This is a genomic window from Pseudomonas fluorescens Q2-87, from assembly GCF_000281895.1.
GTDB lineage: Bacteria > Pseudomonadota > Gammaproteobacteria > Pseudomonadales > Pseudomonadaceae > Aquipseudomonas > Aquipseudomonas fluorescens_S.
Genome location: NZ_CM001558.1, coordinates 5,801,168 through 5,826,989, shown reverse-complemented (window position 1 = coordinate 5,826,989; position 25,822 = coordinate 5,801,168). Strand labels below are relative to the sequence as shown.

Below are 25,822 nucleotides of genomic sequence, written 5' to 3'. Positions count from 1 at the left end.
GAGTCTATGAAGTTCCTTCAGGGTTTTCTTTTTGTGGTGTAAGAAATATCGCTCGATTCGTAGTCGAAGATCTTTGTGTGTAGGAAATACCCTGCATTTCAAATATAAGTATTTTTTCTGAGAGGCAGGGTGTGTAACATGCCCCACCCTATGAAAATCACTTTCGAAGGTGTTTCGTCAAGGTGTTTGATTTGTTGTGATTATAAGGAAGTAGCGAGGCGTAGATGTTTAAAAGAGATCGGACAGAAAAGCTACGGAATAATATTAGATACCTTATAAAAAGCCGTGGGGAAACACAGCTGTCCTTGTGTAATGCGAGCGGTTTGACCAGAACAACTATCTACAACATCCTAGAAGGCCGGGTTGTTAACGTACAGCAGTCCACTATTCGTAAGATATCCGATTTTTTTGGTGTTTCTTATGAAGAAATAGAGACGGTGGATTTTGAAGAGAAGGAGATTATAGAGAGCAGTGTGTCCTTGTATGGAAATATGAACCCTGCTGCGGTGCCGATCATCAAGGAAAGCCAGGTCATTCAGAATATGAATAAGCGAATTGGTGAGCTGATTATCAGTCATTCCTTGACTTATTATTTTGGCACGGCGTGTAATTTGATAGGCGTTTTATTGGAAAACAAAATCAATGGGATGAATGATGCTGGTGATTTACTGATAGTGAAGAAAGGTGCATGGACCAGAGAAAGTGAAAAGCTGGTGTACGATAAAGTAATCGACAGATTTTTCGTCGTTGCTGAGATTTGCGTTGATCCGGATGTAGTTGTTGTGATTGGAGATATAATAGAGGAGCGTTTCAATGGCTGATGGCCCAGGAATGGAGAACAGTAGATATAAGCTGTTGGGCTTTGACAACCATAAAAGCCTCGCGATCATCATGGTGATAGCAACCGGACAAGTCATCAGAATAAAGTTGGAGAATTTATTGCGTAGTGAAGTTGTGGATGATTTAAATAAGTCGGAAATTCGGGAGGTTTATAAGAAATACTATTCGGGCGGAACAGCACTGACTGCTTACGAGGTCAGGGATCGTCATGAACGATCATGGTTGATTTACGTGGTTTTGAATTTGATGCTGTTTGCGATATATATTTTTACTAATATTTCCGCCGCAAAGCTTGTCTATATAGAATATTTCGATGTGGTGGTTACTCCAGGTGTTTTTTATATCCGTTGACTTTTCTTATGGTGGATATGCTGAATGAGTTTTATGGGTTTAGGCTGGCACGAAAGGCGATACTGTTTGGGTTTGCAAGTAACGCGTTTATTCTTGTTTTATTAAGTGGCAGCAGTTGGCTTCCGGGACTGTCGGGTTGGAAGCTTGACGGTCCCTACAGTGAGGTTGTCTCTCATGTGCTAGCTGTGTTAGTAGCGTCGTCGGTTTCTTTCGTTTTTTCTGAGTATGTGAATTCCTATTTGTTATGTCGAATAAAAGAACTCACAAATTCTAGATATTTATTCTTGCGGGTTTTTCTCAGTACCTTCTTTGCGGTGATAATAGATAGCTATATTTTTTGCTTTATTGCATTTTATGGAAAGATGCCAGTTTCGGAAATCTTAAACATAGTCTATGTTCAAATAGTGATAAAGATGTGTTTTGCTGTTTTTAATGTACTACCCGCCTATGGCGTCAGGGCGTTGTTTAGAAAGTACGTAACCGGTGCCCAGCCTGCATAAGAGCTCAATGGGCTATTGCCTCATAGCCCATTACCCTTCGAGCGTTGGGCCTATAAATCCAGTTTTGTCTTCAGGCTGTTCATGATCTCCACCCGGCTTTCAAGGTAGTGGCTCAGGCCCTTTGCGCGCAGATGACAGGCGGCGCAGTCACCGCAGCCACTGCCCTTGATGCCGTTGTAGCATGTCAGTGTCTGTTGATCGATGAACTCCAACCGCCCGTGATAATCGGCCAGCGCCCAGATTTGGGCTTTGTTCAGCCACATCAAGGGCGTCTCGATGCGCAAGGGATAGTCCATGCCCAGTTCAATGGCGTTGTTCAGCGCCTTCACAGACGCATCGCGGCAATCCGGATAGCCCGAGAAGTCGGTTTCACACACACCGGTGATAAGCGTTTTCGCACCCACCTGATACGCATAAATAGATGCCAGGGTCAAAAACAGAATATTGCGCCCGGGTACGAAAGTGCTAGGCAGGCCATCGCCTTCGTTTGCCGAAGGTACTGGAATGTTATCGCGGGTCAGGCTGCTGATGGCCAGTTCCTTGAGTAGCGTGGTATCCAGTATTTTATGTACGGTCACGCCAAGGGTTTTGCAGAGCCGTTTCGCCACTTCAATTTCTTCACGGTGGCGTTGGCCGTAGTCGAACGTGATGCAATGAACTTCGTCGTACCGGGGCAAGGCGTGAATCAGGCAAGTGGTTGAATCCTGGCCGCCGCTGAAAACGACGACTGCTTTTTTTCTCATTTCATTCATTTTGGACCTGTCCCAATAGGTGTTGAAGAAGTGACCGTAGCTCGAAGCTCAACACCTTGTTGTGGGACGTTTCCGAAATTGCGTACTCCGCTTTCTCTATTTGGTTTTTCGGTGGCAGGTGAAGCGGTTTGAGGATCGCTGCCACGGCTGGCGCCGCATATTCAGAATTATCCGTGTGGGGGGCGGCGCTTGCCGTGGCAATCGGTGCTCACCTCGATCCTTTATTTTTCCACTTAGCCTTCCCAGACCGTCGCAGGTTTATTCGCGTGGTAGTCGTAAAACCCTTGAAGCACCCAAGTATCGCCCTTGCGTTCAAACGCAGCGCGCCATGCGCCTCTGCCGCTGCCGGGGGATAGCTGGGCCATGTCGTACCAGTAATATTTGTTGATGCGTTTTGTCGTGGCCCGGCCGGCTCGGATGTCATCCATGATTTCGGTGATCTTGGCCCTGGCTGCTTCGGGGAAGTTGTCATAAGACATCTGGGTTTCAGCCAGTGTGCTGAGGCTCACCGTGAATTTATCGGTGGCAATCGACGCCTGCGCGGTGGCCGGAGGGGTACTGGTGGTGGGCGACTTGCCGGGAACCTTTTTCGTCCGGACCTGGGTCACGACCTCGATATCGAAGGCGTCGTAGTTCGAGAGGTCTTTCGTGAAGTTGCTAATGTCCTCTCCCGTCACCAGCAGGGTTTTTCGTTGCGACTTGCCCCTGTTGGCAATGACGTAGGGAATCCTGTTACTGCGCAGTTCTGTCAGCAGGCCGGGCTTGTGCCGTTTCTTCATCTCGTCCCTGAAGGCGCTGAGCTTGTTCTTTTTGTATTCCAAGAAGTTTTCGGGCGTCGCTTTGTACTTATTCCTGGCGGCTTCAACTTCGGGCCCCTCCCCCGAATACAGAGCGCCCAGCTCTGCCCAGACTCGCTTCTCCGCTGCTTTGACCACGTCGTTGATGTCGTTCTGGATCTTAGTCATCGCCGCTTTCTTTTTTCCCTGGTCGGGAATGATGGTGATGAATAACGCGCCGGTAAGGTTATCCGGCAACGAGGACATCATCATCTTGAAGTTACCCTCGTTGTCGAAAAGCTCTTTCTTGAGCGGCAGGGTCATGTCGAATATTTTTATTTTCTGGGCGGAAGTAAGCTGGATCCCCCGTACCTGTGAGTCGATGTCTTTGGTGCAGTAATCGATGGCCTGCCAGACGTTGAATTTATAAAGCAATTTTTCGTGGGCGATTTTATGGTGGGCGAGGCCTCGCAGGCGCCTGTTGATTTGACTCAAGAGCGAGCGATAGGTGTCGATGTCGTTGACGCCGAGGTCATTCATGCTCTCGTGCAGGATGCGTTCGGCCAGTTCACCGGGCATCGTATGGATGACACTTCTTGCCGTATTCATCACTTCCCAAGAAGGCCAATGATGATCGACCAGCACGCCTTCCAGCAATGCGTTGTAAGTCCTCTGCTGCGACGTTTCCGGGGTCCGATTCAATAGGCTCTGTACGATTCCGCCACCGAGCAACCGTTGCGGCGCCTCGATCTGCCAGCGACCGTTTTTCCACGTCACGGTCCGCTGGTGGGTACGGTTGTTTGGCGAATAGATAATCCGCTGGCTTTCTTGCACTGCGGTTTTGCAGTAGTCATTTTCCAGCTTCAAGTAACCTTGCCCGTTCGCGTCCCTGAACAGGTTGCGACCTTCGGGAATCAGCCCCTTGCCGTCAAAGCCTCTTAAAAGGAATGGCCCGAGTTCCGGATCAGGCATGCGGAGCAGGGGAGACAGTTGGGGTCGAGTGTCGCCCCGGCGTCGTGCCGCGCGAGCCATGATCAAGTCCTGTCCGGCCTCTACCAGGACTTCACCCAGCCCACTGATGAAATCGCTCGTCCACTGGCTGAAACTGCCGCCCTCGTCTTTTATTGCCGACACCGCGGCGCCACCGGCCATAACGGGCAGTATCGCGCGCCCGAGTACCCCGCCCAGGCGGCCGGCATAAAACATGGCCATCGCGCCCGTCAGCAACGCGACACCATTCCTGCGCCCCTCCTGGGCTGCCGCGCTGTTGCGTTCGGCGTTTGTTACTGTCAGTGCATCAACTGTCTTGAGCGCGTGGCTGATTTGCGTCTCGTGCAGCGTTTTGAGCAGGTTGCCTTTAACCACCGGGGACCCGACTTTCAAGGCGAAATCATCCTGTACCCGGTGTTTTATCCACGAGAGGGTGGGCTGCGTGACTTTCTTGATTTTCTCGTTGAGTGTCAGGTTTTCCGATGCAGGCACCAGGCTGGAAAGCTGATCGGCCTGCTCCATCAAGGGCAATTGCGCAATCAACCAGCGGGTCATTTCCAGCGAAGCCGTGAGCGTCTTTACCAGGGCGGCTTCCAGCTCCCGGTCGCTTCCGGCGTCTATGTCCCTGAACATTTTGCCGTCCGGCGCACCAGGTGTGTACAGCGTCAACGAGGGCCGGCTGGCGAAGGTTTTGACCCCGAAGGCCAGCAGCTCTTTCAACACGCTATCGCCCCATTGAATCTGTCGGACCACCACCTCGTGCCCATTGACCTTGCGGCGATCCTCGGGGGCCGGACTGTCGAGTGCCGAGAGCACCAGGTTCAGCCCGGTGTTGTCCTTGTCTTGCGTAAAGTCGCCTGAGATATGGGCTGCCCATGCCTGCGCACGCATTTGCCTGGCCTTCAGCAGCATCCATTCTGCCTGGCGCTCCCGGGCCGCGACCTGCACTGCGGCCGGTAGCCGGGCGCCGACGTTCGCCCGTTCGATGACTTCGACAATCTGCGCGAAGGACAACGGCCCTTCGACGGTCGTGTGAGCCGCATTGCGTTCGTCCGGCGTCAGGTTGGACATCGCCCACTCGGTCATGGAACGGCGGTCTTCATACATTGCCTGCGCCTTGCCCAGCGCTACCCCGGAGCCAAATGGCGACTCGCCCGTCGGCGCGTTGGGGTCGATGATCTGCTTGCGAATACTCAGCGACACCGAATCAGGATCGACCGGGGCGTATTTATCCTTGATGAAACCGGCGAGCAACGTGCGGGTGCGGTCCGCAATGGCCTCAGGGGTGGCCAGTGTCACCGGGTCCGGCAATGGTGGCGCATCCACCGTGGTGAATTGCAGGTCTTGCACCGCCCGCCACCAGGCCACGCGATCATTGCCAGTGACGTTGGGATTGCCGCGCAGCCAGTCGTCGAGTTTTTTCTGATACAACCGTAACGCGCGCTCGTCCATGGCGCCCGCCAGGTCCAGCCTTTGCCCGACGTCTGCCGCAGTGTCCACCCTGGCGATCCAGGCAGTGATGTCCTCGCCTTCTGCCGGACCGTTCAGCATTGCCTCGGCCACGGCTGTTTTTTGCACTGATCGCAAGTCCATGACCAGGCGGGCGAGGAAGTCTTCGGAAATGGGTGTGAGATTCACCGCGTCCACAGCGCTGTCTTCATCCTCCGCCAGACTGGCCTTGAGTGCCGCCAAGTCTTCGTACACTCGCAGCGGATTACCCGGCCTATATAGCACCGCGCTTCCCGAGTCCTCGACACGGTCATGCCGGGTCAGCGCAACGGCTGCCGGCATCGATACGCTGGCCCACCACCCTTTGGGAGTAATTTCCAGGCTGTACACCCCAGGCCGATCGCTGTCGGGCATCCTCGCGCGAGACGCCGCGTCCAGCCCCGACAGCGCATGGTCCGTCACCGCCTTGTGCATCGGCAGGCTCAGCGTTCCGTCCACCCGATGAAGATCCGCCTGGGCCTTGAGTTGCATGCCCAGTTCAAAAGTCAGCCAATCGTTGATGTTGAGGTTCGGGCTGAAATCGGGCGGCTTGTTCCAGAAATCATCCAGTGCGCCTGTCAGCAGTTGTTCATGCACAACGGGTGAAGTGCTGATGAGTTGTTTGATTGCCGCTTTTGCTTCAAGGCTATTGAGGGCCATCGGCATCTGCGTGGCATCGTCTTTGTTCGTGACGATATTGATATTGGCCAAATCGTCGAAGAGCTCTCGCGCATTCACCTTACCGGCGACCGAGCGCCAGAAAAGTGTGTCGAGGGCGACCGTGTCCATTACCGTTCGCTGCGACGCGGGTCCATCGCCGGTTTGCAGCCGGCAGACGAGTATTTCGTTGAGGGTGAACTGGCCCGATAGGGCGGGGAAAGCTCTCTTGAGCCAGTAATCCAGATGTCGCGTCGCTACCTTCGAGAAGCGTGGGACGGCGTCGTTCAGCCGGATCATTTGCTGCTGCGAGGCCTTCAGCTGATGCATCAGCAGGGCGCTTGGGTCTGTGGCGCTGGCGGCCTGTAGCGGGTTGTCTTGCGGCATGTTCTCTTCCTGAGAAATTGTTTGGAAGAGACAACCTATTGAAAAAAGGCGAAGGCGAGGTGGTACATAGATACCGCACGCAACGGTGCCGGCAAGGGTATGAAAATTCCTTCCGCCAGGACGCTACAGGCCTGCGGAACCACAATTGCTGTGGGCGCGAGCTTGATCGCGATAGCGGTGGTTTGGCTTGCAAGGATGTTGGATGTGACGGCCTCTTCGTGAACAGGCTCGCTCCCACACTGGACTTTCAGCGGACAAGGAATCTGTGTTCGACACAGGTCCCCTGTGGGAACGAGCTTGCTTGCGATAGCGGTCGGGCTTATTGCACCTTCGCCAAGTCCCCTTTCAACGCAACGCCCGCCATGATCGCGCCGGCGTGGCATTCGTAGGTGGTAGGGTCTTTGCGCTCGTTGCTCTTGTAGAAGCTGACGATGTTGGTGACGGCGTTGGCGCCCGCATTCTTGGCGGCCTGGTGCAGGGTGATCAGGGCCGATTGCAGCACCCATTCGCAAGCCACTTCATCGGACTTGTTGAACGCGTTGGTTTTCTTGTTGGTCACGGCACCCGGGCTGATCACGGTGACGGTGCCGGCCGGTTTGTTGCCGGCCAGGTAGAACTTCACGCTGCCGTCGATCTTGCCGGTGCGGATGGCTTCGGCGACGACTTTGTCGAACGGCAGGTACAGGGCGGTATCACGAGCCTGGCTGAGGGTCGGCAGGGTGCTGAGCAACAGGGCGGCGGTTACGGCGATCTTCTTCAACGACATCATGGTCTCCTTGACGAGGGTACGGGGTTTTGAATCCGATTCAGTGCCAGCGGCGGAAAATCAGCGAGGTGTTGACCCCACCAAAGGCGAAGTTGTTGTTCATCACGTATTCGTTGCTCATCGACCTGAATTCATTGCGCAGGTAATCGAGCTTGCCACATTGGGGGTCCACCTCGTCGAGGTTGAAGGTATGCACGTAGAGGTCGCGGTTGAGCATTTCGATGCTGAACCAGGACTCCAACGCCCCGCAGGCACCCAGGGTATGGCCGAGGAAGCTCTTCTGCGAACTGATGGGCATGCGTTCGCCAAACAGGCTGCTGGTGGCCAGGGTTTCGGCAATATCGCCCTGTTCGGTGGCGGTGCCGTGGCCGTTGACGTAGCCGATGGCGGCAGGCTCGAGGCCGGCGTCTTCCAGGGCCAGCTCCATGGCCCGGCGCATGGTGCCCAGTTCTGGCCGGGTGGCGTGCTGGCCATCGGCGTTGCTGCCAAAGCCAACGATTTCGGCATGGATATGCGCGCCACGCGCCAGGGCGTGCTCCAGTTCTTCGAGCACCAGCATGCCGGCGCCTTCACCGATCACCAGGCCATCGCGGTCCTTGTCGTAGGGACGCGGGCTGGTTTGCGGCGCATCGTTTTTCAAGCTGGTGGCGTAGAGCGCATCGAAGACCATCGCTTCGGTCGGGCACAGTTCTTCCGCACCGCCGGCAAGCATCAAAGGCAGGCGGCCGAACTTGATCGCCTCGTAGGCGTAGCCGATGCCATGGCTGCCGCTGGTGCAGGCGCTGGAGGTGGGAATCAGGCGCCCGGTCAGGCCGAAGAAAATGCTGATATTCGCCGCTGTGGTGTGGGGCATCATCCGCACATAAGAGTTGGCGTTCAGCCCTTCGGCCACGCTGTTGAGCAGCATGTTGCCGAAGGCCTTGATCTCGTCGGTGCTGCCGGTGGACGACCCGCAGGACACGCCCATGCGCCCATCCTTGATCGACGCGTCGCCCAGCAGGCCGGCGTCGGCCAGGGCCTGTTCCGCCGCGCCCACCGCCAGGCGCGAGACCCGGCCCATGCTGCGCAGTTGCTTGCGCGTCCAATGGGCCGGGACCAGGAAATCGTCGATAGGCCCCGCCAGGCGGGTGTTCAGCTCGGTAAAGCGGTCCCACTCAGCCATGCGCCGGATACCGCTGCGGTTGGCAGCGAAGTTCGCGGCGATGGTGTCCCAGTCGCTGCCCACCGAGGTGATGCCGGCCATGCCGGTGACGACAACGCGCTTCATCAGCACAAGCCTCCATTGACGGCCAAGACCTGCCGAGTGATGTAGCCAGCTTCGGCGGACATCAGGAAATTCACCGCGCCAGCCACCTCTTCAGGCGTGCCCATGCGCTGGGCGGGGATCATTTTCATCAGTTCTTCCACGGGTACGTTTTCATCGAGCATGGCGGTGTCGATCAGCCCAGGCGCGACGCAATTGACGGTGATCTTGCGCTTGCCCAACTCGATTGCCAATGCCTTGGCCGCGCCGATCAAACCGGCCTTCGAGGCGCTGTAGTTGACCTGGCCGCGGTTGCCGATCAGGCCGGAAACCGAGGTGATGCAAACGATCCGTCCGGCGGCGCGACGACGAATCATCGGCATCATCACCGGGTGCAGCACGTTATAGAAACCGTCGAGGTTGGTGCGCATCACCGTGTCCCAGTCGTCCTCGCTCAAGGCCGGAAAGGCGCCGTCACGAGTCAGGCCGGCGTTGAGCACCACGCCGTAATAGGCGCCATGGGTGTCGACATCGGCTTCGAGAATGGCCTTGCAGGCGGCACGGTCGGCCACATCGAATTGCAGCACTCGGGCGTTGCGGCCCAGGGCCTGGATCTGCGCCTGGACGGCTTCGGCCTCGGCGCGGCCGCTGCGGCAGTGCAACACAATGTCATGCCCGGCCTGCGCCAGGCGCAGGGCGATGGCGCGACCGATGCCACGGCTGGAGCCGGTGACCAGTACGGATTCAGTCATGGCGGGTTTCCTGTTGCGGTTTATCGTTGAGGTATTGGGCGGCCTGGGGTGGGCGGAACACGTTCAGCCGGGCCGTGGCATGGATGCCGGGGGCATTGATGTGGCATTCGAACACGCCCATGCCGTTGTCGTCTTCCAGGGAACGCACGCCGTGGATGGTCAGTTCAGTGCCGACCGGAAAACATTCGACGTTGCATTCGAACTTGCGCGTGCCGAGCAAAAAGCCCAGCTCCACGGCATCACCGCGTTGGCGCGCATGGCAACCGGCAAACGCCGCGACGCTCTGGGCCATCAACTCGATGCCGACCCAGGCCGGCAGCGCGCCGTCCTCACGGTTGAACAAACCACCGGGTTTAACCGTGGTCTGGGTATGGATCTGCTCGTCATCGAAGGCCAGGATCCGGTCGATGAGGATCATGTCGCCTGCGTGGGGCAGCAGCTCGGCGAGCGGCCAGTCAATCATGGGGCGTCTCCGATTATCAGGCTGACGTTGTTGCCGCCGAAGGCAAACGAGTTGCTCATCAGGCGACGCGGCGATGTCGGGTTCAGGCGGGTATTGGCCGTTACCCAATCCAATGCCGGCAGCCCAGGATCGGCCTGGCCGTCCCAGACGTGGGGTGGCAGCGCCCGGGCGGGGTTTTCGCTGCTCAGCGCCAGCCAGCAGAACGCGGCTTCCAGCGCCCCGGCTGCGCCGAGGGTATGGCCGGTCATGGGCTTGGTGGATGAACACGGCACACCTGCCGGAAACAGACCGGCCACCGCCTGGCTTTCCATGGCGTCATTGTGTTGCGTGGCGGTGCCGTGCAGGTTCAGGTAGTCGATCTGGCCGGGCGCCAGGCCTGCGCAGTGCAGGGCTTTTTCCATGGCCTGGCGGGCGCCACGCCCACTGGGTTCAGGGGCGGAAATATGGTGGGCGTCGGAACTGGCGCCGTCGCCCAGCAAGGCAATCGGTGTGCCTTCAGAGGGTGTCTTGCTCATGAGAAACAGCACCGCTGCTTCGCCAATATTGATGCCGCTGCGATTCACTGAAAACGGGTTGCAGCGATCGCTCGACACCGCTTCCAGGGCGGAGAAACCGTTGAGCGTCAGCTTGCACAGGCTGTCGACGCCACCGCAGAGCACGGCATCGCACAGACCCAGGTCCAGCAGGCGGCGGGCGCTCATCAACGCCCGGGCGCTGGAAGTGCAAGCGGTGGAAATCACGTAGGAGGGGCCGCTCAGGCCGAGCCAATCGGACAGGAAATTGGCCGGTGCACTGAGTTCCTGCTGCTGGTAGTCGTAGCCGTCGGGGAAACGCTGTTCGCGCAAGTAATGGGCAATGCCATGGCTGGCTTCATCGATGCCCGAAGTGCTGGTGCCCAGTACGATGCCGATGCGGGCACGGCCGTATGCCTGAATGGCCTGATCGATCTCGGCGCGAATCTGCAGCCCTGCTTCCAGCAGCAATTGATTATTGCGGCTGCGCTGCGCCTCCAGTCCTTGCGGGATGCTGGCGAGTTCGCCTGACACCGAGGCCACCGGCAACGTTCGCTCGGCCACCCAGCTGTCTTCGATGCGCACGCCCGAGCAGTCGCCGGCAAACAGGTTGCGCGCAACGGTGCGCTTGTCGCGGCCCAGGGCACAGATCACCCCGAGCGCATTCAGGTAGGCGGTCATGGGGCGCTCTCGGTCAACGATGTGATGCGGTAATGCGGGCCTTCGGGCAGGCTTACTTCGAAGTCCAACGGCCGCTCGTAACGTACCTGCCAACGCGTATCGAGGGTCCGTTGCGAGGCCTGTTGTCGGGCGCTTGGGTAATTGCCCGGCAGTTCGGTTTCGGGGGTCAGGGCAAACAGCAGCGCGGCGAACAGCTCCCGGGCTTCGGCGTTGGGCGGTAACAGGCCGTCGGCCTGCCACTGGCCGTCGACCAGGCGCTGGCGGGCCACGGGAATGCCCAGCGGGTCCATCATCGACCAGCGGATGCCGGCCTCTTCACGCTGGATTACCAGCAACCAGTCCTGGCGCTGGCCGTCGAGTTTTCGTTCGATGTGCAATTGCATGGGCAGCGCCAGGGTCGGTGTGCGCTCGGGCAGTGGCGCCTGGCTGGCGCAGGCGCCAAGCAGCAGCAGGCAGCCGATCAGCAGGCTACGGATCATTCGGCGGCCCCTTCGAGCGGCTTGCGGGCCACCACGTTGACCAGGGTTTCCTCGCGCTCGCCAAACGGTTTGGGCCGGCGCAAGCCAAGGCGTTCCAGCAAGCCGAAATCCTTGGCGCGGCTCCACCACAGGTACGGGTAGGACACGTTGCGCGCCTCGAACTCGAAACCCTCGCTGCGGATCATCTCAAGGTATTGCGCGGCACTTTTTTGTACATGCATGGGGTGGCGGAACAGCCAGCGGATCACCCAGGTGTCGATGTAGGCTTCGGTGGACTCGGCGAACATCAGGTAGCCGCCGGGCTTGAGTACACGGTAGAACTCGGCGAGGGCTTTTTCCTGTTCCACCAGGTGATGGAAAGTCTGATGGCAGAACAGCAGATCGACGCTGGCATCCGGCACGGCCAATTGTGCGCAGTCGCTGCCGATCAGTTCCACCGTGATGCCCTGGCGTGCGGCTTCGCCAGCGCTCAGTTCGAGGCTATGAGGGTCGGCGTCCACCCCGATCAGGCTTTTCGGCGCGAACGCCTGGCGCAGGTATTGGAATGACTTGCCTTGGCCGCAGCCGGCATCCAGCAACACTGGGTTGGCCGGCAGCGGATGGCTGAACAGACTGCGCAGGTCATTGATCGCCACGCGCAGCACATGGTGCTGCCACGTATGGCTGCGCAGGAACCAGAAGCCGAAGCGCGTCTCTTCGACGTAGTTGTCGCTCAGGTAGCTCATCGCAGGGCACTCATGATGCCGGGCTCGCACAGATTTCCGAAAGCATGCGCAGGCGCCGCTTGGGTTCGCTGACGAACGGGTTGCGCTCGTCCCAGGCGTAACCGGCCAGGATCGAACTGATCATGCGGCGGATATCATCCGAACCTTCGGTATAGAAAATCACGTCCTGGAAAGTCCCGGCGTACCAGCCCTCGACATAGCAGCGGAAGGTATCTACGCCGCGCTTGAGGGGGGCGGCGAACTCGCTTTGCCAGTCCACGCTTTCGCCTTGCAACTGACGATGCAGCACGCCAGCGGCCATGCTTGCCGAGCGCATGGCGATGGTCACGCCGGAGGAAAACACCGGGTCGAGGAATTCCGCGGCATTGCCCAGCAGGGCGAAGCCAGGGCCATGCAGGGTTTTGACATTGGCCGAGTAGCCGCCGATGGTCCGCGCCGGGGTATCCCACACAGCGTTCTTCAACACTTCGGCCAGGCTTGGGGTTTCGTCGATGAAACCACGCAGGCAGGCGTCGAGGTCATCGGTGCGGCTGGCGAAGTGTTCCGCCGCCGCGACCACGCCCACCGAACAGCGTCCGCCGCTGAAGGGAATGGTCCAGAACCACACGTCGCGCTTGCTCGGGTGGGTGGTGATGAGGATTTTTTCGCGGTCGAAAGTCGGCGCGTCGATGCGATCCTCGATGTGGGTGAACACCGCCTGGCGCACTGGGAAGTTCGACGGCGCCTCAAGGTCGAGCAGGCGCGGCAGGACCCGGCCATAGCCGCTGGCGTCGAGCACGAAGTCGGCTTCCACGCGGTATTCGCTGCCGTCTTCACGCTGCACGCCCAGTTGCGGCTTGGCGAGGGTGAAATCGGCGCTGGCGATAGCTTCGCCATAACGGATCTCCACGCCTTGCAGCGCGGCCTGGTCGGCCAGTAATTTGTCGAAGTCGGCGCGCTGCACCTGGAAAGTCGTGGGCTTGCCGTGGCTGAAGGTGTCGCCGAAATCAAAGGCGCTGTAGCGCTCGCGCCAGGCGAATGCGGCGCCGTTCTTGCGCTGGAACCCGGCGGCATTCACGGCCTCGAGCATGCCGGCTTCTTCGACGAAGTCCAGGCAATGGGACAACAGGCTTTCGCCGATGGAGAACCGGGGGAAATGCTGGCGCTCGATGACCAACACATCGTGGCCCTTGCGCTTGAGCAACGCGGCGGCGATGGCGCCGGAGGGGCCCGCACCGATGATGACGACCTGGCGACTTTCCATTTCAACGCTTGGCACTTGAGCTCCTGGCCGGGACGGCAATCGAGGGAATACGGTGGAAACCGGCCGCGGCCGGTAGCAGTGTTGCGATCAAACCCATCAGCATCAGCATGAAATACAACGCCGGGCTGATGAGCTGTTGTTGCAATAACAGGTTGAGGAAGACGATTTCACTCAAACCGCGAATATTCAGCAAGACACTTTCACGCCAGCGGCTGGCGCCCGCGAAGGATGCGCCGGCCCAACCCAGCCCCAGCCAGTTGCCGAGCAATTTGCTGGCAATGGGCAACAGCAGCAATGCCGCCAGTTGCACCCCGTTGAAGCTGTTCAGGGCGCTGTGGACGTTGATCTGCACGATGCCGAACGTCAGGATCAGCGGGATCGCCAGGTACGTCTGCAAACCCTGCATCCAGGCGGCGTTGAGCGGCAATTTCAACGGCACTTTGAGCGCGGCCATGCACAACAGGTAGCCGATTCCGACGATCAGTGCGTTGAGCCGGTAATGCTCGGCCACCACCAGCAGGGCAAAAAATACGCCGCTGTGCAGCAATGGCTGGCGCAGGCCAACCAGGCGCAGCAGCAACGGCACGCAGGCGCCGGCCAACGGCAGCAGCAGGCTACTCAGATGCAGGCTGCCCTGGGCCAGGCCGAACAGGCTCCAGCAGGTCAGGTCGATCAGGATCGCCGTTTGCACCAGTCGCCGAGTGGCGGCGGGCGGGTAGTCGATATGGCGCAAGTACAGGTACAGCACGGGTATCGCCGTGATTGCAAACAGCAGGCCCACCGCCAGGGAACTGATCCACGGCTGTGGCGGCAGCAGCCAGAACGCCGTCGCCAGGCCGCAGGCAAATGGAACGATGAAGCTTGGCAGGGCGATCTTCATGCTCTGGCGGTCCAGGCGCAGGTCGATCACGTCGCTGAGGATGTGCCCCAGCAAGAGCGCAAATGCGAGGCTGTAGAAATTCTTCAACCACACCGGCGACACCAGTTGCGCACCGCTGAGCTGCCAGCCCGGCTCGATCCAGAAATACATCAGCAGCGGCAGGCCGAACGTCGCCAGCAGCAACTGACTGACAATCGGGATCAGCCCGAAACGACGACCCACGAATGTTGCCGCCGCGAACAATCCCAAGGCCATGAGCCAGAACACCGGGACCATCATTGCAGAGCCTCGTGCACGACAGGCGCGTGTGCCTGGCGTCCGGCCCACGGCGCCAGCATGAAGCTGAAGGCCAGCCCCAGGCTCACCGCCAGGCCGAAGTTGCTCACTGCCGGTGTACTGGACAGCGCCAGCAGGCCGAACGATAGCCAGGTGGTGACCGCCGCCAGCAGGGTGCCCAGCAGGCTCACGGCGGCGCCGCCGATTTGCTCGCGCATGAGAATGGCGTAATCGACGCCGATGGCCGTTACCAGCAGCAGGCCGAACAGGCTGAACAGCGTCAAGGGCTGGCCCAGCCAGCCAAGGCTCGCCAGGCTGCACAACGCGGCCAGCAGCGGCAGGGCGACAATGCGCAGGGCGGCGCCGACGCCGAACGGCCAGATCAGCACCAGCACAATCAGCACGCAGGAGGCCAGTTTCAGTTCGGCGGCGCTGACCTGGGTAGCTGCGAAGACCCGGTTCAGGTCCCCCAGGCGATCCACCAGTTGCACGCCCGGCAAGTCCACCGCCTGCACCCGCAGCAGCGCGGCATCGTTCAGGCCTTGCAGGCTGATCGTGGCGGCCACGCCTTGTGCGTTCGGTCCGAGCCAGAGCGTGCGGTACGGCTCGGCCAAGGGCCCGGTCAACGCGGCATCGATGTCTTGCACCGGCAACGCCTGCAGTTGCGCCAGCTCCGCTTGCAGCGCGGCGACCGGCACGCCCAGGTCCAACAGCGGTTGCCAGAACGTCGGCAACCGGGCCAGGCCTTCACGCACTTTCTGTTGCTCGGCCGGTGGGCTGACCAATTGGTTCAGCGACAGGTAGCCCTGGAGTCTTTCCAGGCCGATCAACTGGTCGAGCCGTTCATTGAGGGCTGTCTGACGCTCAAGCAGTTGTGCCTGATTGGCGGCGCGGATCAGGAAGAACTGGCTGGTGGGCTGGAATCCGGTGATGCGGGCGATGTCCCGGGCTTCATCGGTCAGGTGCTGGGGCGTGCCGATCCATTGGCGGATATCGTTTTTCGTGGTCAGGTGCCAGAGCCCGCCCGCGCAGAAGGCCAGCAGCAATACCAGCAGCACGGGTGTAGGCAACCGCGTGAGCAGCGCCTCGCGCACCTTGAGCAGGTTTTCACACAGGCGCAGCGGCCACTGGGCCGGACGCAAGTCGGCGCCCTTGAGCAGCGCCGGCAGCAGGCAGACGGCCGTCAGGTAGGCACCGACGAGCCCGGCGGCAGAAAATATCGCGATCTGGGTCAGCGCCGGGAATGGTGTCCAGGCCAGGGCGAGATAGCCGATGCAGGTGGTCGCCAGGCTCAGGCTCAGCCCTGGCAGGGTCAGGCGCAAGGCCGGCCAACTGCGCCACGGCTTGAGGCTCCAACTCTTGGACAGGTAATGCAGGGGGTAATCCACCGCCACGCCGATCAGGCTGGAACCCAGTACCAAGGTCATCACGTGCATGCGGCCAAACAGCGCCACGCACGCCACTGCACCGAACAGCATGCCCACCAACACCGGCACGAACGCCAGCCACACCCGCAGGCGCCGGAAGGCCAGCAACAGCAGCAGCAAGATGCCGACCGTCGCGCCACCGCCGACCCAGGTAATTTCCCGCGAAGCCTGTTGCTGGCCGCTGGCGGCATAGAGCAAGCCACTGGCGGCCAGCAGTTGCCCTTGGGCCTGCTCCGCCTGATCACGGCTGCGTTGCAGCAGCTCGGCCACTTGCAGCGGCAGGTTCATGTCGAACGCGGTGCCCTGGGCGCGGGCGCGCAGCATGACCCAGCTTTTGCCGTCGGCATCGGCTATCAACGCACCGCTGCCCACGTCCAGCTGTATCGCGCCGCGTTGTGGCTGGCTGTTCTGGATACGCCCGGTCAGGCCCAGCCAGTCGTCCTGGTTCGGCACCAGGCTGAAGCCGGTGAACGGATCGAACAGCGCCTGCACCCGTTGCTGGATGAACGCCTGGGGCTGGTCGATCAATTGCTGGCGGTCCGCCGCCGAAAGCATCGCCAGCCGCCCGTTGAGCAGTTGCGTGCGCAGGGCCGGCAAGTCGGCTTGCAATGTCCACTGGACCTTGTCGAACAAACCGCTGGCTTGCCATTGCTCGCCCAGGGTTTGCGCCAGGGCGATGGCTTGTTGGCGGTCCGCATGACCGACCAGCACCAGCACCTCGCGATTGAGCGGCTCCTGCATGCGCTGTTCGGCGACGAGCTCCAAGGCATCGGGCGAGGTGCCCGGCACCAGCTCCATGAGGTTGGCCGACAGCGGCGCACCGTTGCGCCATTGCCAGCCGGCGAGCGCCAGCACGGCCAGCAGCAGGATCAGGAACAGCCGGGGCAGCATCCGTTCACTCGGCAAAATCATGTTGCTCCGCTTCGCTCAAGGGTTGCGCGCGGGTAGCGTCTTGCATGCGCAGGACCGTGCTGTCGCCCTGGGTTTCCAGCAGTTCGATGCGTTGCACCAGTTCGCCGCCGTCGATGTTGATCTGGTTGAAGACCTGTTTGAGCAGCACCGAGCGCGGGGTCAGGGTGAGCTTCCACTGCTGCGGCTCGCCCGCCAGGCTCAGTTCGAAGTCCCGCTGCAAGCCACTGCTGTCGCCCTGCAATACGGCCAGGAACAACCGGTTCTGTTCGGCGCCGGCACTCTTGTTCGGCAGCATCTGCCAGGCGCTGCCGTCCCGTCGGGCGATGCCTTGAGCGGTGATGCGATAGTCCTGTTGCAACGGCGTCTGCAACAGCCAGAGCAGGCCGTGGTTTTTCGCCAATACGAAACGGCCCTTGCTGGTCAGGGGCTGGGGCAGGGCGCGCAGGTGTTTTTCCTGGATGAACTGCCCGTGGATCACCTCCGGGCGGGCCAGTTGGTCGCTCAGCTGTTGCAGGTCGAACGCCTGGGCCAAGGGCGCCAGGCCGCACAGCAACAGCCAGACACACAGGCGCTTCATGGCAACGTCCTTTCAACGGCTTCGACAAATACCCGCGGCGAGGCCAGCAGCATTTCGCGACTGGCGACGTCCACGGCCACTTGCACTGAACTGGCACGGGTAAGCCGTTCCCCGGTGGCGGCGTCGCTGATCAGGTAGTTGATCTTCAACCGGTTCTCCCATTCCACCAGGCTGGCACGTACCATCAACGCCTGTCCGAACACGGCGCTGCGCACGTAGCGCAGTTGCAGGTCGATCACCGGCCACGCATGGCCGGATTCGAGCATGTCGGTGTAATTATGGCCGATGTGATCGAGCAAGGCGCAGCGGGCCACTTCCAGGTATTTGACGTAGTGGCCATGCCAGACCACGTTCATCGAATCGACGTCGAAAAACGGCACCACGATCTGCGTCTCGACATGCAACACGCCTTGGCTACGCATGCAGCCTCCAGTGTTGCTCGGCGATGCGTTGCAGGCACAGGCGCAGTTCGCCTTCCAGGGCGCGGTCTTCGATGACCGGCGCGAAGTCCTCGGCCAGTTGCGCGTGCATGGCGGCCAGGGCCGGCGGCAAGGGGCGTGCGTCTTCGGCGCGGCTGCGCAGCCACACGCCCTGGTTGGCTGCCAGCAGCGTGGCGGCGGCGACTTGCTCGGTCAATTCCAGCACACGGATCGCATCCCGGGCGGCGATGGTGCCCATGCTCACCTTGTCCTGGTTGTGGCACTCGGTGGAGCGCGAGAACACGCTCGCCGGCATGGTGTTTTTCAGCGCTTCGGCGGTCCAGGCGCTGGTGCCGATCTGCACGGCCTTGAAGCCATGGTTGAGCATCGCCCGCTCGGCGCTGGCGCCGGACAGGTTGCTCGGCAGGCCGTGGTTGTAGCGCTCGTCCACCAGCAGCGCGAGCTGCCGGTCCAGCAGGTCGGCGACATTGGCCACCAGGTTTTTCAGGCTGTCCATGGCGAAGGCGATGTGCCCGCCGTAGAAATGCCCGCCGTGCAGCACGCGCTCGGCTTCGGCGTCGATGATCGGGTTGTCATTGGCGCTATTGAGTTCGGTTTCGATGAACGAGCGCAGCCAGTTCAAGCTGTCGGCCAATACGCCAAGCACATGGGGCGCGCAGCGTAGGGAATAGCGATCCTGCAGGCGATGCAGCGGCGCGGTCGGCGCGTCGATGGCCAGGTCCTTGCGCAGCCACGCGGCGACTTGCATCTGCCCCGGGTGCGGCTTGGCGGCGAACAGGCGCTCGTCGAAGTGTTCCGGATTGCCTTGCAGGGCAACGACGTTCAGCGCAGTGATGCGGGTCGCCAGTTGCAGCAGGTAATCGGCCCGGGCGAAGGCCAGGCAAGCCAGGCCGGTCATCACGGCGGTGCCGTTCATCAGCGCCAGGGCTTCCTTGGGCCGCAGCACCAGCGGGGTCCAGCCCAGTTCACGATGCACATCGGCGGCCAAGCGGCGCTCGCCGCGGAACATCACTTCTCGCTCGCCGGACAGCGTGGCGGCGACATAGGACAGCGGCGTCAGATCGCCGCTGGCGCCCACCGAGCCTTCTTCCGGGATCAGCGGCAGGATGTCATGTTCGAGGAAGGCCTGGAGCCGCTCCAGCAATTCCACCCGCACCCCGGACACGCCATGGCACAGCGACTGCAAGCGCGCGGCCAGTACCGCGCGCGTGGCCTGGGCGTCCAGCAGCTTGCCCAGCCCGCAGCCATGGAACGTATACAGATGACGCGGCAAGGCCTCGACGTGGTGCAACGGCACGGCCACTACGCAGGAATCACCGTAGCCGGTGGTCACGCCGTAGATCACGCCTTCCTTGTCCAGCAAGGAGTCGAGGAATTGCGCACCCTTGGCAATGCGTTGGCGGAACGCCGGATCATCCTGCAACTGCGTCGGTGCCTGGCGGTTGGCCAGGGCCAGCACATCTTCGATGTGCAAGGGGCGTTCGCCGAAGGTTACCGGCTCAAGAGTGGGCATCGTCATCGGTCTTCCAGAAAGGGTAAAAGTTGAACCACTGTTGTGGGCCCTGGAGGCAGTACTGCGCCAGGCGTTCGGCATAGCGGCCGGCCCAGTGGGCGATCACTTGTTCGCGGTCGTTGCGTTTCCATGTCACGGCATCGGCGAAGGGCTCGAGGGTGACGCGATAGCGGCCCTCGTGCTTGAGACACATCAGCAGATTGACCGAGCATTTGAGCAGGCCGGCCATCAGCCAGGGGCCTTGGGGGAATGCAGCCGGATGGCCCATGAAATCCACGGTCACGCTGCGCCCGCCGTGCAGCGGCACGCGGTCGCCGGCAATCGCCAGCCACTCGCCGCGCTCCAGGCGTTCGCTCAGTTGCAGCATGATCACCGGGTTCAGCTCGCTGACCTGGATTAGCCGCAGGTGCGTGGCGCCGGCTTCGCCCAGCAAGCGATTGAACTGCTCGGCGTGCTTGGTGTGCACCAGCACGTTCATGGTCACTTTCTCGCCCAACTCTGCCAGCGCCCGACACATTTCCAGGTTACCCAGATGCGCGCCCACCAGCATTTGCCCGCGCGCATCGCGAAGATGATTGCGCAGCAGCGCGGTATCGACGATTTCGATCTGCTCGATGCTCAGCTTGCCGTTCCAGACGTCGAGCTTGTCGAGCAGTGAGTCGGCAAATGCCATGAACTGCCCGAACACCCGCCAGCGGGTCGGGCGCAACTCGGCGCGGCCGCTCCAGTCAGCCAGGCGCTGCTGGTATTGCCAGGCGGCTCGGCGAGCGCTGCGACCAAAAATGAAAAAGTACAGGACGATGCCGTACAGCACCGGGCTCAGCAACCGTCGGCCCAGCACTTTGGCGGCAATTGCCGTGAGTTTCATCAGCCAGAAGCTGCCGCGTTCCTGGCGGTCGGCCCAGTGTTGCTTGTCGGCCTGAAGGCTCATGCTCGCCACCGTCGCCAGAGAATCAGGGGGAAACGCGCCAGCATGCCGAAGAACAACCGGGTGTGCATGCTGGAGATCAGGACGTTGTCGTGGAACAGGCGAAAGTGCGATACGCCGTCCTGGGGGTAGTGGACACGGGTGTGCAGCCAATGCATCGGCTGATTGCGCCAGGCCAGGCGCACGAGGATGTCCGAATCGAAATCCATGCGCTTGCCGATATTGGCCGAGTCGATCAGCGCCAGGGTTGGCGGCAGGGGATAGACCCGAAAGCCGCACATGGAATCGCGAATCTGCAGGGACAGGCTGTTGATCCAGACCATGACGTGGGTCAGGTAGCGTGCGTACAGGCGACCTTTCGGCACGCTGGCGTCGTAGTGGGGATAACCACAGATCACCGCGTCCGGATGGGCCCGGGATTGCTCGATGAAAGCCTGGACGTCGCCCAGGTCGTGCTGGCCGTCGGCGTCCACCTGCAAGGCGTGGCTGAAGCCCAGGCGCGAAGCCTCTCGCAAGCCGGTCATCACCGCGCCGCCCTTGCCCTGGTTGACCGCCAGCCGGACCAGGTGAACCCGCTCGCCCTCTGCCAGCCGATCAAGCACGGCGGCGCAGGCCGGGCTGCTGGCATCGTCCACCAGCACGCAGGGCAGGCCATTGGCGAGCAGCGCCTGGACCACAGCCGAGATGGCGGTTTCGTGGTTGTAGACCGGGATGATGGCGCAGGGGTTATGCATGGTTTGCACCTTCCACCGATCTACTTTGCGTCGCTATCCTGTGGCGAGGGAGCTTGCTCCCGCTGGGCTGCGAAGCAGACCCTAGTTCTTGAGAACCCTGGGCGAGCGCTGCGCGCTCGAGCGGGAGCAAGCTCCCTCGCCACAGGAGGGCGGTGTGAGCATTAATCATCGGCCATCCCCAACACAATCCGCCCACTGGAACACGCTGCCGTGTCATTGCGATAGGCGAAATACAGCTTGCCGCGCTCGCGGTCGAAGCGCAGGTGCAGCTGGATTTCATCGCCGGGACGCACCAGTTGCTGGAATTTCAGCACCTCCATGCCGACGAACCGGGGCGGAAGGTCCAGCAATTGCTGGCCAAGGCTCATGGCCCAGTCGACCTGCACGACCCCCGGCAGTACCGGCGCGGTGGGGAAGTGACCGCTGAAGTACGAAAGATCCGGCGGTACGACCAGCCGCAGGTTCCATTCGCCGTCGGTTTCAGTTTGCTCCAACACTTCGGGGGCTTTGGGGCGTGGCGACATCAGCAGGGCTTCGACCTCGGCCTGGGGCAGCTTGCCCTGGGCGTTGAGCGGCAGCTGCCGCAGCCAGCGCCAGCGCCTTGGCAAGGCCAGGGTTTCGCAATGGTCGCTCAGGTGCCGGCGCAGACCTTCGGTGACGGCGCGCCGGCCCAGGTTGCGCAAGGCTCGCAGGCCGTTTTCGCTCAGTACCAACAGCGCGCCGAGGGAGGCGCGACTTTCCTGGACCACCCCCAGTCGCGCTTCGCTGACCCAGTCGTGGGCCGCCAACGCCTGTTCCAGCATCGGCAGGGAAATGCGCTTTTCCTCGAGCTTGACGATGCGGTCCAGTCGTCCGAGCAGCTCAAAGCGCCCGTCTTCGGCGATGCGCGCTGCGTCGGCGGTGTGCTCCACATGGCCGACCGGCAAATAGGGCGAGGCGATCAGCAAGGCGCCGTCGCTGTCCTGGCTCAGCGTCACGTCGGCAAAGGGTTGCCACAATCCGCCGCCCTGGCGCCAGGCGATGCCGCCGGTTTCCGAGCTGCCAAAGATTTCCGTCGGCCATTGCCCCAGGCGCTGCTGCAAAGCCTGGGCGGCCTCGGTGGGCAAGGCGCCGCCAGAGGAGAACACCCGACGCACGCAGCTCAAGGCCGGCCAGTCGAGGTTATCGCCCATGCGCTTGAGCAGGGCCGGACTGGCGACCCAGGCGAAGGTGGGGTGCTCTCGGCTGGCGCGTTGCAGGTCTTCCGGGAAGGCCAGTTGCCGACGCACGAAGGGACGTCCAGCACACAGCGGCCACAGTACTCGGAACAGCAGTCCGTAGATGTGCTGGGCGGCGACGCTGCCGATCATGCAGGCCGGGCCAAGGTCGGCGCCCCACAGGTGTTCCAGGGCATGGACCTCGTTGCTCATCTGGCGCAGGGTTTTCTCGATGCGCTTAGGCTCGCCGCTGGAGCCGGAAGTGCACAGGCTCAGCCAGCACTGGTCGAGATCCAGCTCGGCGGCGTCCATCGGCTCCTGTTGCAGATCGCCTGGATGAGTATCACCGGGTTGGTCGGTCAGCCACAGGTCGACGTCCGTCGCCCAGCGCTGGCGTGTCTGCGCTTGGAGGTCGGCGGGAAGCAGGACGCGCACACCGGCGCGCCAGGCGCCGAGCAGGGCGACGGCCAGGTCGGCGGCATCGTCCAGGTGCACGGCCACATGCCGCACGCCCAGGGCCTTGAGGCGGGCAGCCAGGCGCAGTGCCGCATCGCGCAATTGCGCGTGATTCAACGCCGGATCGACAGCGACTGCGCGCTCCGGCTGAGCCTCGAGCAGCATTTGCTCAAGTGTTATCCAATTCATGGGCGGCCTCTTACCCGTTGTCGTATGAGCCATTCAATGGCAAACAGCAGCCCCATCAATCCGTAGGAAATCAGGCCGGTGTACAACATCCACCAGCTCAGCGGCGCCCAGAGGGTCAGGGCGGCGGCGAGCAAACCGTTACACAGGAAAAACACACTCCAGGCCACCGTGACCTGGCGGGTATACACCACCGCTCTGGCCGGCAGCTGCGGCTCGCGCAAGCGGGCCAGGCGTTCGGCTACCGGCGGGCCGTATTTCAGGCTCAGGGAGAACAGCCCGAGCATGAACGCGCTGATCAGCACCGGATACCAGCGCAGCAAGAGTGGGCTGTCGAACAAAGCGAGCAATCCACAGAACACAATCGCCGTGACCGCCATCCAGCGGCTGCCTGCCCCACCTTTGCCGAGCAAAGCCCGGGCCAGCCACAGGCTACCCAGCAGCAGGCCGAACTGCCACGGGGCGAAATGCTCCATGCCGAAATACACCGCAAAAGGGTACAGCAGGCCCGCCAGCAGCAGGCCAAGGCCAATCAGCCGGGTCATGCGGCCGGTTGGACCAGTCGATAGACCGCCTCGACCACGTCATTGACGGTGCGCACGGACTTGAATTCCTCCGCGGCGATTTTCTTGCCGGTCTGGCGCTTGATGTGGTCGATCAGGTCGACCGCGTCAATGCTGTCGATTTCCAGGTCCTGGTACAGGTTCGATTCCAGCGTCACACGCTCTGCGTCCAGCTCGAAGAGCTCGACCAGAGCATCGCGCAGGGTGTTGAAAATATCGTCACGAGTTTGCATGGTCTGGTCTCAGGCTTCGCTTTTTGCAGTGACGAAGGCCGCAAGGCTTGCCACATTGCTGAAGTGGTTACGGGTGTCCTTGGCGTCGGCGTCTATCTTGATGCCGTACTTTTTCTGGATCGCCAGGCCAAGCTCCAGGGCGTCCACCGAATCCAGGCCCAGGCCTTCGCCGAACAGGGTCTGGTGGTCGCCGATGTCACCGACGCCAATATCCTCCAGGCCGAGGGCGTCGATGATCAGCTGTTTGATGTCACGGTGCAGATCGCTCATCTTCGGCGAGCTCCTTGATGAAATAGTGATGCAGAAAATCGTTGAGCCTGCGCGAAGCCTGGGGTGGTGGGCCGAGCGCGGCGAACGCCTGTGGGTCTATATCGGCCCCGATGCGAAAACTGAAGTGCACGCGGCGTTTGGGAATGCGATACCAGGGTTCGGCCTTGGTCAGGGTGGTTGGGTAGACCTTGATGGTGACGGGTGTGAGAATTTTCGCACCCCGCAAGGCAATGGCCGCAGCCCCCCGATGAAAGGCCGGCGCCTGGCCTGGCTGGGTGCGCGTTCCTTCGGGAAAGACGATCAGGGTCTGCCCCCCTTGCAAGGCATCGCTGGCGGCGTCGAGCATGTCCATGCTGCCGTCGTTGCTGATGTATTCGGTCGAGCGCAGCGGACCACGGGTAAAGGGGTTGTCCCACAGGCTCTGCTTGACCACGCAGTTGGCGTTGGGCACCAGGCCGATCAGGAACACGACATCGATCAACGAAGGGTGATTGGCGATGATCATCTGCCCGGGCCGCCCGAGTCTTTCGGCGCCATCGATCTGATAAGTCAGCACCCCGGTGCGGGCCATGAACCGGATAAAGAACCAGAACAGCCGCCCGACCGTGCGGCGAGCCCTTTGCCGGTGGGCCTGGGCATCGCCGGGCAACCAGGCCAGCACCGGAAAAACCAGCAAACGCAGGCACAGCCCGCCCAGCCCGAACAGGGCGAAGCTTGCGGCGGTCGCGATAAGGCGCCAGTAATAGGCGTCGCGATGTTTACCGGTCACCGGTTGCGTTGCCAGGTCCATACGCGATTCTTCCAGGCATGTTGGCAGGTGGTTTGGTTGTTCAGCAGCGTACGCAACAGATCCAGGGCATGGGGCCAGTCATTGCCCGGCGACTGGCCGGCCTGTGGGGCCAGGTCCAATTGCCAATCATCGCCAGGGGTTAGCAACAAGCCCACCGCATAGGGAAACGGCACGTCATCGACCCACGGTGCATAGACCTGCGGCGGTTGTTCCTCGGTGATCACCAGCAATACCGCAGGCGATCCTTCATTCAACAGCGCGGCAGCTTCCAGCACGCCGTGTTCCAAGCCGTCGCCATTGGCGGCCAAGGCGGTCATTTCACTGGTTTCGCCGCGCATGATCGACCACAGGCCAATCACCGCGTTATGCACCGACAGGCTGAACTGAGTCGGCGACAAGGGTTGGTCGGCGGCCAGGTCCTTGAGAATCTCGAAAGTGCGCGGGGTTTCGCCGTGGCGGGAAATAAAGACCAACGGTAGGTCCGGTCGGCCTTCGGCCAGTGGCCAGCCAACGCTGAAGGCCATCCGCGCCAGGCGGCTGAGGCGTCGACGCTGCATGGCCGGCAGGAACGATACATCGGGGGCGGCATCGCTGACGGGCAATACGACCGGCTGTCGGCTCCATGCCAGCCAATCGTCCACGCTTTCGAGCCCAGGGGCCCACGCGCGCCATTGGGCGATACTGAAATTGATCACAGATTCCATCCCACCCCTGCGGGCTTTTTTTTGTCACGGTTCAGTGGTTTGACCCGCGTCCAACCCTGCATGGCCTTGCGACCCAAGTGGCGCGCATTATCCCGGTGCGGTTGGCTTGTAGCAAATGTTGGTTACATTTTG

The 25,822-nt window shown here is 61.2% G+C and carries 24 protein-coding genes and 1 pseudogene; 2 read left to right on the top strand and 23 right to left on the bottom strand.

What is annotated here, in order from left to right; genetic code table 11:
• The first annotated feature begins 224 nt into the window (after nt 1-224).
• Together PFLQ2_RS02185 and PFLQ2_RS28245 are read left to right on the top strand one after the other, a co-directional pair.
• Nucleotides 225-821, top strand: a complete 597-nt coding sequence (locus PFLQ2_RS02185; RefSeq protein WP_003186583.1) for a helix-turn-helix transcriptional regulator — start codon at nt 225-227, stop codon at nt 819-821.
• Nucleotides 814-1,691 (top strand): annotated as a pseudogene (locus PFLQ2_RS28245) (queuosine precursor transporter). The gene PFLQ2_RS02185 and the pseudogene PFLQ2_RS28245 overlap by 8 nt, the downstream one beginning before the upstream one ends.
• Before the next feature lie 50 nt (nt 1,692-1,741).
• Here PFLQ2_RS28245 and queC read toward each other — a convergent pair.
• The 23 genes from queC to PFLQ2_RS02300 all read right to left on the bottom strand — a co-directional run bounded on the left by queC (nt 1,742) and on the right by PFLQ2_RS02300 (nt 25,690).
• Nucleotides 1,742-2,434, bottom strand: coding sequence for a 7-cyano-7-deazaguanine synthase QueC (gene queC / locus PFLQ2_RS02190; protein WP_033046328.1), 693 nt, complete (start codon nt 2,432-2,434; stop codon nt 1,742-1,744).
• Between the two features lie 242 nt (nt 2,435-2,676).
• The gene (locus tag PFLQ2_RS02195; protein ID WP_003186579.1) at nt 2,677-6,741 is read right to left on the bottom strand and encodes a dermonecrotic toxin domain-containing protein; all 4,065 of its coding nucleotides are present in this window, start codon (nt 6,739-6,741) and stop codon (nt 2,677-2,679) included.
• Between the two features lie 319 nt (nt 6,742-7,060).
• A complete protein-coding gene (locus PFLQ2_RS02200) occupies nt 7,061-7,507 on the bottom strand; it encodes a hypothetical protein (protein WP_003186578.1) in 447 nt (148 codons plus the stop codon).
• A gap of 40 nt (nt 7,508-7,547) precedes the next feature.
• Entirely contained in the window at nt 7,548-8,774 is a 1,227-nt protein-coding gene (locus tag PFLQ2_RS02205; RefSeq protein ID WP_003186577.1) for a beta-ketoacyl-ACP synthase, read from the bottom strand.
• Entirely contained in the window at nt 8,774-9,502 is a 729-nt protein-coding gene (gene fabG / locus PFLQ2_RS02210) for a 3-oxoacyl-ACP reductase FabG (RefSeq protein ID WP_003186576.1), read from the bottom strand. The genes PFLQ2_RS02205 and fabG overlap by 1 nt, the downstream gene beginning before the upstream one ends.
• Nucleotides 9,495-9,965 (bottom strand): hotdog family protein, encoded by a 471-nt coding sequence (locus tag PFLQ2_RS02215; protein ID WP_003186575.1) that lies wholly within the window; start codon nt 9,963-9,965, stop codon nt 9,495-9,497. The genes fabG and PFLQ2_RS02215 overlap by 8 nt, the downstream gene beginning before the upstream one ends.
• The gene (locus PFLQ2_RS02220) at nt 9,962-11,158 is read right to left on the bottom strand and encodes a beta-ketoacyl-[acyl-carrier-protein] synthase family protein (RefSeq protein ID WP_003186574.1); all 1,197 of its coding nucleotides are present in this window, start codon (nt 11,156-11,158) and stop codon (nt 9,962-9,964) included. The genes PFLQ2_RS02215 and PFLQ2_RS02220 overlap by 4 nt, the downstream gene beginning before the upstream one ends.
• The gene (locus PFLQ2_RS02225) at nt 11,155-11,637 is read right to left on the bottom strand and encodes a DUF3261 domain-containing protein (protein WP_003186573.1); all 483 of its coding nucleotides are present in this window, start codon (nt 11,635-11,637) and stop codon (nt 11,155-11,157) included. The genes PFLQ2_RS02220 and PFLQ2_RS02225 overlap by 4 nt, the downstream gene beginning before the upstream one ends.
• Entirely contained in the window at nt 11,634-12,362 is a 729-nt protein-coding gene (locus tag PFLQ2_RS02230; protein ID WP_003186572.1) for a class I SAM-dependent methyltransferase, read from the bottom strand. The genes PFLQ2_RS02225 and PFLQ2_RS02230 overlap by 4 nt, the downstream gene beginning before the upstream one ends.
• Before the next feature lie 10 nt (nt 12,363-12,372).
• A complete protein-coding gene (locus PFLQ2_RS02235; protein WP_003186571.1) occupies nt 12,373-13,620 on the bottom strand; it encodes an NAD(P)/FAD-dependent oxidoreductase in 1,248 nt (415 codons plus the stop codon).
• Nucleotides 13,607-14,764: a hypothetical protein gene (locus tag PFLQ2_RS02240; RefSeq protein WP_003186570.1), complete on the bottom strand. Its 1,158-nt coding sequence runs from the start codon at nt 14,762-14,764 to the stop codon at nt 13,607-13,609. The genes PFLQ2_RS02235 and PFLQ2_RS02240 overlap by 14 nt, the downstream gene beginning before the upstream one ends.
• The gene (locus PFLQ2_RS02245; RefSeq protein WP_003186569.1) at nt 14,761-17,100 is read right to left on the bottom strand and encodes an MMPL family transporter; all 2,340 of its coding nucleotides are present in this window, start codon (nt 17,098-17,100) and stop codon (nt 14,761-14,763) included. Before PFLQ2_RS02245 ends, PFLQ2_RS02240 begins: the two co-directional genes overlap by 4 nt.
• Nucleotides 17,084-17,677 carry an outer membrane lipoprotein carrier protein LolA gene (locus PFLQ2_RS02250; protein ID WP_003186568.1) on the bottom strand — a complete coding sequence of 198 codons (594 nt, stop codon included), beginning with the start codon at nt 17,675-17,677 and terminating at the stop codon, nt 17,084-17,086. The genes PFLQ2_RS02245 and PFLQ2_RS02250 overlap by 17 nt, the downstream gene beginning before the upstream one ends.
• A complete protein-coding gene (locus PFLQ2_RS02255) occupies nt 17,674-18,099 on the bottom strand; it encodes an acyl-CoA thioesterase (protein WP_003186567.1) in 426 nt (141 codons plus the stop codon). Before PFLQ2_RS02255 ends, PFLQ2_RS02250 begins: the two co-directional genes overlap by 4 nt.
• Nucleotides 18,092-19,636 (bottom strand): HAL/PAL/TAL family ammonia-lyase, encoded by a 1,545-nt coding sequence (locus PFLQ2_RS02260; protein ID WP_003186566.1) that lies wholly within the window; start codon nt 19,634-19,636, stop codon nt 18,092-18,094. The genes PFLQ2_RS02255 and PFLQ2_RS02260 overlap by 8 nt, the downstream gene beginning before the upstream one ends.
• Nucleotides 19,617-20,561, bottom strand: coding sequence for a glycosyl transferase (locus tag PFLQ2_RS02265; protein WP_003186565.1), 945 nt, complete (start codon nt 20,559-20,561; stop codon nt 19,617-19,619). Before PFLQ2_RS02265 ends, PFLQ2_RS02260 begins: the two co-directional genes overlap by 20 nt.
• Nucleotides 20,558-21,292: a glycosyltransferase family 2 protein gene (locus PFLQ2_RS02270; RefSeq protein WP_003186564.1), complete on the bottom strand. Its 735-nt coding sequence runs from the start codon at nt 21,290-21,292 to the stop codon at nt 20,558-20,560. Before PFLQ2_RS02270 ends, PFLQ2_RS02265 begins: the two co-directional genes overlap by 4 nt.
• Nucleotides 21,293-21,453: 161 nt before the next feature.
• Nucleotides 21,454-23,133 (bottom strand): AMP-binding protein, encoded by a 1,680-nt coding sequence (locus PFLQ2_RS02275; protein ID WP_003186563.1) that lies wholly within the window; start codon nt 23,131-23,133, stop codon nt 21,454-21,456.
• The gene (locus tag PFLQ2_RS02280; protein WP_003186562.1) at nt 23,130-23,675 is read right to left on the bottom strand and encodes a hypothetical protein; all 546 of its coding nucleotides are present in this window, start codon (nt 23,673-23,675) and stop codon (nt 23,130-23,132) included. The genes PFLQ2_RS02275 and PFLQ2_RS02280 overlap by 4 nt, the downstream gene beginning before the upstream one ends.
• Nucleotides 23,672-23,926: an acyl carrier protein gene (locus tag PFLQ2_RS02285; RefSeq protein WP_003186561.1), complete on the bottom strand. Its 255-nt coding sequence runs from the start codon at nt 23,924-23,926 to the stop codon at nt 23,672-23,674. The genes PFLQ2_RS02280 and PFLQ2_RS02285 overlap by 4 nt, the downstream gene beginning before the upstream one ends.
• A 9-nt stretch (nt 23,927-23,935) precedes the next feature.
• Complete coding sequence (locus PFLQ2_RS02290) at nt 23,936-24,196, bottom strand: phosphopantetheine-binding protein (RefSeq protein WP_003186560.1); 261 nt, start codon at nt 24,194-24,196, stop codon at nt 23,936-23,938.
• Nucleotides 24,177-24,986 (bottom strand): lysophospholipid acyltransferase family protein, encoded by an 810-nt coding sequence (locus tag PFLQ2_RS02295; RefSeq protein WP_003186559.1) that lies wholly within the window; start codon nt 24,984-24,986, stop codon nt 24,177-24,179. The genes PFLQ2_RS02290 and PFLQ2_RS02295 overlap by 20 nt, the downstream gene beginning before the upstream one ends.
• Entirely contained in the window at nt 24,962-25,690 is a 729-nt protein-coding gene (locus PFLQ2_RS02300; RefSeq protein ID WP_033046325.1) for a beta-ketoacyl synthase chain length factor, read from the bottom strand. Before PFLQ2_RS02300 ends, PFLQ2_RS02295 begins: the two co-directional genes overlap by 25 nt.
• Nucleotides 25,691-25,822 lie beyond the last annotated feature (132 nt).